The sequence below is a fragment of the Parvibaculum sp. genome (assembly GCF_035511255.1).
GTDB lineage: Bacteria > Pseudomonadota > Alphaproteobacteria > Parvibaculales > Parvibaculaceae > Parvibaculum.
In genome coordinates this window covers 1-8874 of record NZ_DATKFR010000509.1, presented here as the reverse complement: position 1 = coordinate 8874, position 8874 = coordinate 1, and the positions used below count along the sequence as shown (strand labels likewise).

Annotated in this window: 9 protein-coding genes, 1 tRNA gene and 1 pseudogene; 3 read left to right on the top strand and 8 right to left on the bottom strand. The window is 65.3% G+C overall.

The window, feature by feature from the left end:
• From VMR03_RS18890 to aroA, 8 genes and pseudogenes are all read right to left on the bottom strand, one after another.
• Positions 1 to 419 (bottom strand): annotated as a pseudogene (locus VMR03_RS18890) (phosphoribosylanthranilate isomerase); the annotation flags it as partial.
• A gap of 1 nt (position 420) precedes the next feature.
• Entirely contained in the window at positions 421 to 1125 is a 705-nt protein-coding gene (gene pyrF / locus VMR03_RS18885) for an orotidine-5'-phosphate decarboxylase (protein WP_325408013.1), read from the bottom strand.
• A 52-nt stretch (positions 1126 to 1177) separates the two neighbouring features.
• Positions 1178 to 1483 (bottom strand): LapA family protein, encoded by a 306-nt coding sequence (locus VMR03_RS18880; RefSeq protein ID WP_325408011.1) that lies wholly within the window; start codon positions 1481 to 1483, stop codon positions 1178 to 1180.
• A gap of 46 nt (positions 1484 to 1529) precedes the next feature.
• Positions 1530 to 1877 carry an integration host factor subunit beta gene (ihfB, locus tag VMR03_RS18875; protein WP_325408009.1) on the bottom strand — a complete coding sequence of 116 codons (348 nt, stop codon included), beginning with the start codon at positions 1875 to 1877 and terminating at the stop codon, positions 1530 to 1532.
• Positions 1878 to 1986: 109 nt separating this feature from the next.
• A complete protein-coding gene (gene sppA, locus VMR03_RS18870; RefSeq protein ID WP_325408007.1) occupies positions 1987 to 2928 on the bottom strand; it encodes a signal peptide peptidase SppA in 942 nt (313 codons plus the stop codon).
• Positions 2929 to 3029: 101 nt separating this feature from the next.
• Positions 3030 to 4742: a 30S ribosomal protein S1 gene (gene rpsA / locus VMR03_RS18865; RefSeq protein WP_325408005.1), complete on the bottom strand. Its 1713-nt coding sequence runs from the start codon at positions 4740 to 4742 to the stop codon at positions 3030 to 3032.
• A 189-nt stretch (positions 4743 to 4931) separates the two neighbouring features.
• Entirely contained in the window at positions 4932 to 5567 is a 636-nt protein-coding gene (cmk, locus tag VMR03_RS18860) for a (d)CMP kinase (RefSeq protein WP_325408019.1), read from the bottom strand.
• 16 nt (positions 5568 to 5583) lie between these two features.
• Positions 5584 to 6945, bottom strand: a complete 1362-nt coding sequence (gene aroA / locus VMR03_RS18855; RefSeq protein ID WP_414693209.1) for a 3-phosphoshikimate 1-carboxyvinyltransferase — start codon at positions 6943 to 6945, stop codon at positions 5584 to 5586.
• 197 nt (positions 6946 to 7142) lie between these two features.
• Here aroA and VMR03_RS18850 point away from each other — a divergent pair, with 197 nt between their 5' ends.
• The 3 genes from VMR03_RS18850 to VMR03_RS18840 all read left to right on the top strand — a co-directional run.
• Positions 7143 to 7535: a TIGR02300 family protein gene (locus VMR03_RS18850; protein ID WP_325408003.1), complete on the top strand. Its 393-nt coding sequence runs from the start codon at positions 7143 to 7145 to the stop codon at positions 7533 to 7535.
• Positions 7536 to 7659: 124 nt separating this feature from the next.
• Positions 7660 to 7735, top strand: a tRNA-Ala gene (locus VMR03_RS18845).
• A 112-nt stretch (positions 7736 to 7847) separates the two neighbouring features.
• Positions 7848 to 8874 (top strand): transaminase (locus VMR03_RS18840; RefSeq protein ID WP_325408001.1); only part of this gene is annotated, 1027 nt, incomplete at its 3' end.

Here is an 8874-nt window from a genome sequence, read left to right as displayed (position 1 = left end):
TTCTGCATAGATTTAGGCGGTTTGGCATCGAACAGCAACAAGTCGGCGGAATCACGGTAAATACTTGAACCCGTTAAGTCTTCCGGTGCGGAAACGGCGATCGCCTTCATCAGCGTGAGGCCGAAACGCCCCTTCAGCTCGCGAAGTCGCTCCGGGGTTTCGCTCCCATGAAGCTGCAACATGTCCGGCTTCAGCGTGGCGACGATCCGCGCCAGCGTCGCGTCGTCGGCATCGACCGTCAGCGCCACTTTCAGCACATTGGCGGGGACGAGCTTTGCAAGGTCCGCCGCCTGTTCGGGCGAGATATTGCGAGGGCTCTTTTCGAAAAAGACGAAGCCGAGATAATCGGCGCCGGCCTCGACCGCCGCCCCCACAGTCTCCGGCGTCGAAAGCCCGCAGATTTTGACCCGGATGCTCATCTCACGCCGCGAGCGAGGCGGCGATCGCCTCGGCGGCCTCGCGCGGGTTCCGCGCGCCCGTGATCGGGCGCCCGATGACGAGAATGTCGGCGCCGCGCGCGAGCGCGTCCGATGGTGTCATGATGCGCTTCTGGTCGGCGACATCCGCGCCGGCGGGGCGGATGCCCGGCACGACGAGCTTGAAGTCGCGGCCGAGTTCGGCGCGAAGCCTTTCGATTTCATGCGCCGAGCAGACGACGCCGTCGAGACCGGCTTCCGCCGCGAGATGTGCAAGCCGCAGCACGTGATCGGCCGGTGTGCCCGAAACCCCCGTGGCGACGAGATCGGATTGATCGAGGCTGGTCAGCATCGTGACCGCGACGACGAGCGGGCGGGCGTCGCCCGCTTCCTTTGCCGCATCGGCGGCGGCGCGCATCATGGCGAGCCCGCCGGCTGCATGGACGTTGACGATGGCGGGCTTCAGCGCGAGCGTCGCGCGGATGCCGCCCGCGACCGTATTCGGTATGTCGTGGAGCTTGAGGTCGAGGAAAATCGGCAAACCGGCTTCCGCGACCTTCGCATAGCCTTGCGGCCCCCGCGCGTAGAAGAATTCCATGCCGAGCTTGACGCCGCCGACCGTGCCCTTGAGGCCGCGCGCAAGCGAAGCCGCATGGGCCTCGTCGACGGTATCGAGAGCGCAGAAGATGGGGTTGTCGGTCAGGCTCATGGCGGCCTCCTGTGGCAGGTCGCGCGGTTTATAGCACCTGTGGGCCCGCGGCTTAAAGCGTTGCGGCGGGCAGGTTCGTTTCGGCGGCGGGGCTCGCCTTCGGCCGCTCGGGCGGTGGCGGCGCGTTCCGCCGGGCGAGCTTGATCCGGGCCTGGCTCCAGGCCGCGAAGCCCCCGATCAGGATGCCGACGAAGAGCGCGATCAGCACAATTGCGGCCAGCGGCATCTCGAGGGCGATCGCCGGGGCGGCCGTGTCGAAAGGGTCGAGGCTGAACGTCACGATATGACGATTGGCAACGGCCAGCGCCATTGTGACGAGCACCACCGGCGGCAGGACGATCCAGCGGAGAAGGTTCAATGTCTCGGTCCTTTAAAGCTCACCCATATGGGCGAGAGGCGAGGGATCAATCCTCGCTATCGTCGCCCTCGTCGTCGCCTTCCTGCATGGACAGGAGCTTGCCTTCCGGGATATCGGCGTTGTTGAGGCGCTCGCGCAGTTCCTTGCCGGTCTTGAAGAAGGGCACGAATTTCTCATCGACATGAACGGGCGCGCCGGTGCGCGGGTTCCGTCCGGTGCGGGCCGGGCGGCTCTTCACCGAAAAGGCGCCGAAGCCGCGCAGCTCCACCCGGTCGCCTCGCGCCAGCGCCGCACTGATTTCGTCGAAGATCGTGGAGACGATACGCTCGACGTCCCGCTGATAGAGATGCGGGTTGGCCTGAGCGAGGCGGGCGACGAGTTCGGATTTTATCATGGTCTTGCGCGTCCGGCTGTTGCCGCCTCTGGCCATTCCGTGAGGGGCATGGCTTCGAGCAGCTTGCCGCGCGCCCCTGCCCGCCCCCAGGCAGCGTGAAACTCATCGTTCAACGGGCGTCAGGGTGCCAAACGCTTGTCAGCCCGTCAAGGGTAAGTCTTTTTGTTTGCAGTGTTTTTCCGGCCAGCGCTTCGATGCCGCCGGCCAGAACCTCGCCAGCCGCCCGGGCCCCGAAAAACCCGTAGCCCTCATCGGGGCGGATCGGAGCCCAGTCCCGGACCGGAAGACGGGCCGGAATGCCGCGCGCCTTGGCGAGCCAGGCGACCGCCTCGTCATCGCCGCCGATCTCGTCCACGAGCTTGTTTCCGACCGCCTGCCAACCGGTATAGACCCGCCCGTCGCCAAGTTTCCGCGCCGTCGCCGCGTCGAGCTTGCGGCGCTCCTGCACCAGACCGAGGAACCAGTCATAGGAGGAGACGACGAGATCGTTGGTCGCCGCCAGCGCCTCCGGCGTCGCCTTGTGATAGGGCGCCGGCTCGGCCTTGAGCGGGGCCGATTTCACGGCCTTCATTTCGATGCCGAGCTTCTCCATCAGGCCGGTGAATTGCGGCCACTCGAAAAGCACGCCGATCGACCCGGTCAGCGTATTGCCGCGCGCGACGATATGATCGGCCGAAAGCGCCGCGATATAGCCGCCGGACGCCGCCACCGTGCCGAGCGTGGCGACGACGGGCTTCTTGGCCGCGAGCCGACGAACGCTGGTGTAGAGGGCTTCCGCGCCCGTCGTCGTGCCACCGGGACTGTCGATCGAGAGGATGACGGCCTTGATCGCCGTGTCGTCGCCGAGCTGCTTCAGCAGGTCCTGCAGGTCGCGGTCGTCGGTGATGATGCCGTTGATTTCGACCCGGGCGATCTGGGCGCGGTGGAAACCGCTCGCGCCGAAGACCGCGAAGACGGCCAGCAGGACAGCGACGACGGCCCCGAAGCGCCAAAAAAACAGGCGGCGCTTTAAGCGCCGCCTGTCCGTGATTGCATCTGCGTCGAAGGACACTGGCTTTCTCCGGACAAGCGATAAGGTGCCGGAGCTTAGACCAATTGCCTCGCCGCGTCATGAACCCTCGCCCTGACGAGAGAGGGTTCCGACGCGGGCAGTTACTTCTTGTCGTCCTGCTCGCGCTTCAGGGCCGCACCGAGGATGTCGCCGAGCGACGCGCCCGAATCCGACGAGCCGTACTGGGCAACCGCTTCCTTCTCTTCGGCGATTTCGAGCGCCTTGATCGAAAGCGTCATCTTGCGGGCCGCACGGTCGAACTGCGTCACGCGGGCGTCGATCTTGTCGCCGACCGAGAAACGCTCCGGACGCTGCTCCGAACGGTCGCGCGAAAGTTCGGCGCGACGGATGAAGGCGGGCATCGCCTCCGCGCCGACCGTGACTTCGAGGCCGTTCTCCTGAACGCCGGTGACCACGCAGGTGACGACGGCGCCCTTGCGGATCGCATCGCCGAGGCTTTCCATCGGATCGCCGCCGAGCTGCTTGATGCCGAGCGAGATACGTTCCTTCTCGGTGTCGACGTCGAGTACCTGGGCCTTGACGATCTGGCCCTTCTGGTAGGCCTGCATGGCTTCTTCGCCTGGCTTGTTCCAGTCGAGGTCGGACATGTGGACCATGCCGTCGACGTCGGTGTCGAGGCCGATGAACAGACCGAATTCGGTGATGTTCTTGATCTCGCCTTCGACGATCGTGCCGACCGGGAACTTCTCGGCGAAGCTCGTCCACGGATTGTCGAGGCACTGCTTGAGACCGAGCGAGATGCGGCGCTTCACCGGATCGACTTCCAGCACCATCACTTCGACTTCCTGCGAGGTCGAAACGATCTTGCCGGGGTGCACGTTCTTCTTCGTCCAGCTCATCTCGGAGACATGGACGAGGCCTTCGACGCCCGGCTCGAGCTCAACGAACGCGCCGTAATCGGTGATGTTCGTGACGCGGCCCTTGAGCTTGGCGCCCAGCGGATATTTCGCCGCCACGCCTTCCCACGGATCGGCCTCGAGCTGCTTCATGCCGAGCGAGATGCGCTGCGTTTCCTGGTTCACCTTGATGACCTGAACCTTGACGGTCTGGCCGATCGAGAGAACTTCCGTCGGGTGGTTGACGCGACGCCATGCGATGTCGGTGACATGCAGGAGGCCGTCGACGCCGCCGAGGTCCACGAACGCACCGTAATCGGTGATGTTCTTGACGACGCCTTCCAGCACCTGGCCTTCCTTGAGGTTCTCGACGAGTTCCTGACGCTGTTCGGCGCGGGTCTCTTCGAGCACGGCGCGGCGCGAAACGACGATGTTGCCGCGGCGCTTGTCCATCTTGAGGATCTGGAAAGGCTGCGGAATGTTCATCAGCGGGGTCACGTCGCGCACGGGGCGGATGTCGACCTGGCTGCCGGGGAGGAAGGCCACGGCGCCGTCGAGATCGACGGTGAAGCCGCCCTTCACGCGGCCGAAGATCTGGCCGTCGACGCGTTCCTGCTTCTCGAAGGCGACTTCGAGGCGGATCCAGCTTTCCTCGCGCTTGGCCTTTTCACGGCTGAGCACGGCTTCGCCGGCGGAGTTCTCGATACGCTCGAGATAGACCTCGACGGTATCGCCCACATTGATGTTGGCGGGCTTGCCGGGGGTCGCGAATTCCTTGAGAGCGATACGGCCTTCGGTCTTGAGGCCGACATCGATGATGGCGAGATCGTTCTCGATACCGACGACCTTGCCCTTGATGACGGAGCCTTCCTGCATCTCGGAAGAGCCGAAGGACTCCTCGAGCAGGGCGGCGAAATCTTCGCGCGTGGGATTGAGTGCGCTTGCTGCGTTAACCAATGTGTTCAGTCTCCTGATCGTGCTTTGATCCGGCCGACGGTTGTATCCGGCGGTCTTCCCCCTGGGTCGTGAGCGCCCGGGAGCATGTGGACGTGGGCAGTAGGGTTAGAGGTTGCGAAAACGGCAGCCCCCGTCCGAACGTCGAAAGGCCAATGGGCAAGGCACGCGCTGCAAATGCAGGCCGCGTACTTAACTCATTGACTTGTCTATGATCCGGACGGCTTCGCCGAACGCCGTCTCTATACTCAAATCGGTGGTGTCGAGCAAGTGCGCGTCGTCGGCCTGCTTCATCGGGCTGGTCGCCCGCTCCGCGTCGCGCTTGTCTCTTTCCCGTGTATCCTCAAGGACTTGTGCCTCGGAAACGGCGGACCCCGAGCCCTTGAGTTCGAGCCAGCGCCGGCGGGCTCTGACTTCGGGACTGGCGGTCACGAAGATCTTCACATCGGCATCCGGACAGACCACGGTTCCAATGTCGCGGCCGTCGAGAACGGCGCCTTTTTTGCCGCCCGGCGGACTTGCCGCGAAATCGCGCTGGAACTGCAAAATCGCGTTCCGGACTGCCGGCATCACGGCGACAAGCGAGGCAGCCTCGCCGGCCTCGCGGGTGCGGATCGCAGCCTCGTCGATCTTCGTCAGATCGAGGTCCCGGGCGGCCGCGACGGCTGCCTCCTCGTTCGAGGGATCGCCGCCCGCCGCCCGCACCGTCTGGCCGACGGCGCGGTAGAGCGAGCCCGTGTCGAGATAGGCGAAGTCGTAATGCCGGGCGAGTTTGCGCGCGAGCGTGCCCTTGCCGGAGGCGGCGGGACCGTCGATTGCGATGACGATGCTCACGATCGGAGGCTCATTGCGCCTGGCCGGCGAAGCTCGCGCCGAGGCCGCGCATCAGATGCACGAAATTCGGAAAGCTCGTCGCGATCATCGAGGCGTCGTCGACGGTGATCGGCCTTTGCGCGCCGAGGCCCATGACGAGGAAGGACATGGCGATGCGGTGATCCATATGCGTGACGACGTGTCCGCCGCCCTCGACATGCGCGCCGCGCCCTTCGACGGTCAGGGAATCGTCCGTCTCATGCACCTTGATGCCGTTGACGCGAAGCCCCGCTGCCGTCGCCGCGATGCGGTCGCTTTCCTTGACGCGCAGCTCGTGAATGCCGCGCATCACGGTTTCGCCCGTCGCAAAGGATGCTGCCACGGCAAGCACCGGATACTCGTCGATCATCGAGGCGGCGCGTTCCGGCGGCACCTCGATGCCATGCAGGGCCGAGGCGCGCACCCTGAGATCGGCGACAGGTTCGCCACCCTCCTCGCGCTGGTTCATGATCTCGATGTCGCCGCCCATTTCGATGAGCGTCGTATAGAGACCGGCGCGATGCGGATTGAGCGTGATGCCTTCGACGACGATCTCGGAGCCCGGCACCACAAGCGCCGCGACGACCGGGAAGGCGGCCGACGACGGATCGCCCGGCACGACGATCGGGCAGGGGCGAAGCTCGGGCTGGCCGGTGAGGTGGATCGCAAGCGCGCCGTCCTTCAGCGTTTCCGTTTCGACATGGGCGCCGAAGGCCCGGAGCATGCGTTCGGTGTGGTCGCGCGTCGGCACGGGCTCGATGACGGTGGTGACGCCCCGCGCATTGAGGCCGGCGAGCAGCACGGCGGATTTCACCTGGGCCGAGGCGACGGGAGACCGATAGGTGACGGCGAGCGTCTCTTCAGCGCCCGTCAGCGTCAGCGGCAGGCGCCCGCCTTCACGGGCATGGAAGACCGCGCCCATCTGGCTCAATGGCGTGATGACGCGGCCCATGGGACGGCGCGACAATGAGGCATCGCCGACAAAACTCGCCGTGATCGAGTGGCCGGCGACCAGCCCCATGACGAGCCGTGCTCCGGTGCCCGAATTGCCGAAATCGAGAGGTTCGGCGGGTTCGCGCAAACCGCCGACGCCGACGCCCCGGACGCTCCAGGCGCCGTCGCCGGTGCGTGTCACGTCGGCCCCGAGGCGGCGCATGGTTTCGGCGGTGGCGAGCACGTCCTCGCCCTCTAGAAGCCCGGTAATCCGCGTTTCACCAACCGCCAGCGCCCCGAAAATCAGGGCCCGGTGTGAAATCGACTTGTCCCCGGGGACCCGGAGCCTGCCCGTCAGGGCATGGGAGGGCTCGGCCATCAGGCTCGATGCGGATTTCGGGGACGGATGGGCCAGGGTCATATGCGTCGGGGACTTCCGGGAAACGCGGTTCCGGCAGGAGACGGAACAAGCGGACAAGCGGCGCGCGCGAATAGGTTTTGACAGGAGCAACTTAACGTGGCAATGGGAAAATCCGTTGGGCAGACCCCGCCGAAACGGTCGGGGAGAAACTTGGCGAAGCGAGCCGAAAGGCCCGGAAGCCGCGAGGAGATTTGAGCTTGTCGAAACCGGAGTTGGGAACGAAGCGCGATTGCCCGAGCTGCGGCGCAAAGTTTTACGACCTGGGCAAGAGCCCGGCCGTTTGCCCGAAGTGCAAGACTGAATTCGTGCCGGAAGCGGTGGCAAAGGTGAAGCGCGCCAAGCCGGTCGAAAAGCCGAAGGAAAAGGTTGCGCCGCGCCCCGTCGTCGTTGCCGACGAGGACAATGTCTCGCTCGACGCGATGCGCGACGAGGAACTCGCCGCCGAGGATCTGGGCGACGATATTCTGGAAGAAATCGGCGAGGAGATCGAGGACGCTGCCGAGGACGATGACGCCTTCCTCCCGGACGACGAGGACGAGGAAGACGACGTTTCCGGAATCATTCGCGGCGTCGGCGACGAAGACGAATAAGACGATTGCGGCGCGTGGGGCGCGCCATTCGCGCCGGATCAAGGTTTCGCTTGATCCGGGCGGAAACGCGCCCTAAGTTCCGCCACCGCTGCGGGGGAGCCCAATCTCTCCGCATCAAATCGGCGGGGCCATAGCTCAGTTGGGAGAGCGCTTGCATGGCATGCAAGAGGTCGGCGGTTCGATTCCGCCTGGCTCCACCAAACTTCCTCACGATATCTCCGGGACAGGCCTGTTTCCGCGCCGATACGCCTCCTAGGCGGCGCGTCCGGCTTGGGTTAGAAGTTTCGTCTTCATTCGCCGGAGTATCTTCCCATGTCGATGTCGCCGGACATCAGGCGCCGGGCCGAGGCCATGATCGCGGCCGAGCGCGCCAGGTTTGCCGAACGTCATCCCGTCTCGCGGCAGATGGCGGCGGAAGCGGGCAGGCATTTTCCCGGCGGAGTGCCGCTGCACTGGATGCTCGACTGGGAGACGCCCTTTCCGCTTTTCGTCCGTGAGGCGCGGGGCTCGACGGTCGTCGATGTCGACGGCCATGCCTATGCCGATTTCTGTCTCGGCGACACGGGCGCGATGTTCGGCCATTCGCCGGCGCCGGTCGCGAAGGCGATTGCCGAACAGGCCGTGCGTGGTCTCACCGCCATGCTCCCTTCCGACCTCACCGCGAAAGTCGGCGCGCTGCTTGCGGCGCGTTTCGGCCTTCCCTTCTGGCAAATGACGGCGACGGCGAGCGACGCCAACCGCGCTGTGGTGCGCTGGGCACGCGCGATCACCGGCCGGCGCAAGATTCTCGTTTTCGACGGCTGCTATCACGGTCAGGTCGAGGACGCCTTCGTCAAACTCGACGGCGATGGGACAAAAATGAAGCCGAGCCTGCTCGGCCAGGTCCAGGACATCGCGCTGACGAGCGTCGCCGCGCCCTTCAACGATCTCGAAGCGGTGGAAAGACTGCTCGCCGCCGGCGACATCGCCTTGATCCTCACAGAGCCGGCGCTGACGAACACCGCGATGGTGCTGCCGAAACCCGGCTTCATCGAAGGACTTCTTGCCGCCGCGCGCCGCAATGGCACACTCCTCTGTCTCGACGAGACGCATACGATCTCGACGGGGCTTGGCGGCTTCACCCGCGCGCATGATCTCGATCCCGATTTCTTCGTGCTGGGCAAGCCCGTCGCCGGCGGCCTTCCCGCCGCTGTCTACGGCTTCACCGCCGCGGTCGAAGCGGACATGCAGCGCGTTCTCGACACGAAGACACCCGGCTATTCCGGCATCGGCACGACATTGTCGGGCAACATGCTGGCGCTCGCCGCCATGCGCGCCTGCCTCGAAGAGGTGATGACGC

What these genes read in the sequence shown, in the direction of transcription:
- pyrF (WP_325408013.1), bottom strand. Translation starts at nt 1,125, where the DNA reads ATGAGCCTGACCGACAACCCCATCTTCTGCGCTCTCGATACCGTCGAC.
- ihfB (WP_325408009.1), bottom strand. Translation starts at nt 1,877, where the DNA reads ATGATAAAATCCGAACTCGTCGCCCGCCTCGCTCAGGCCAACCCGCAT.
- aroA (WP_414693209.1), bottom strand. Translation starts at nt 6,945, where the DNA reads ATGACCCTGGCCCATCCGTCCCCGAAATCCGCATCGAGCCTGATGGCC.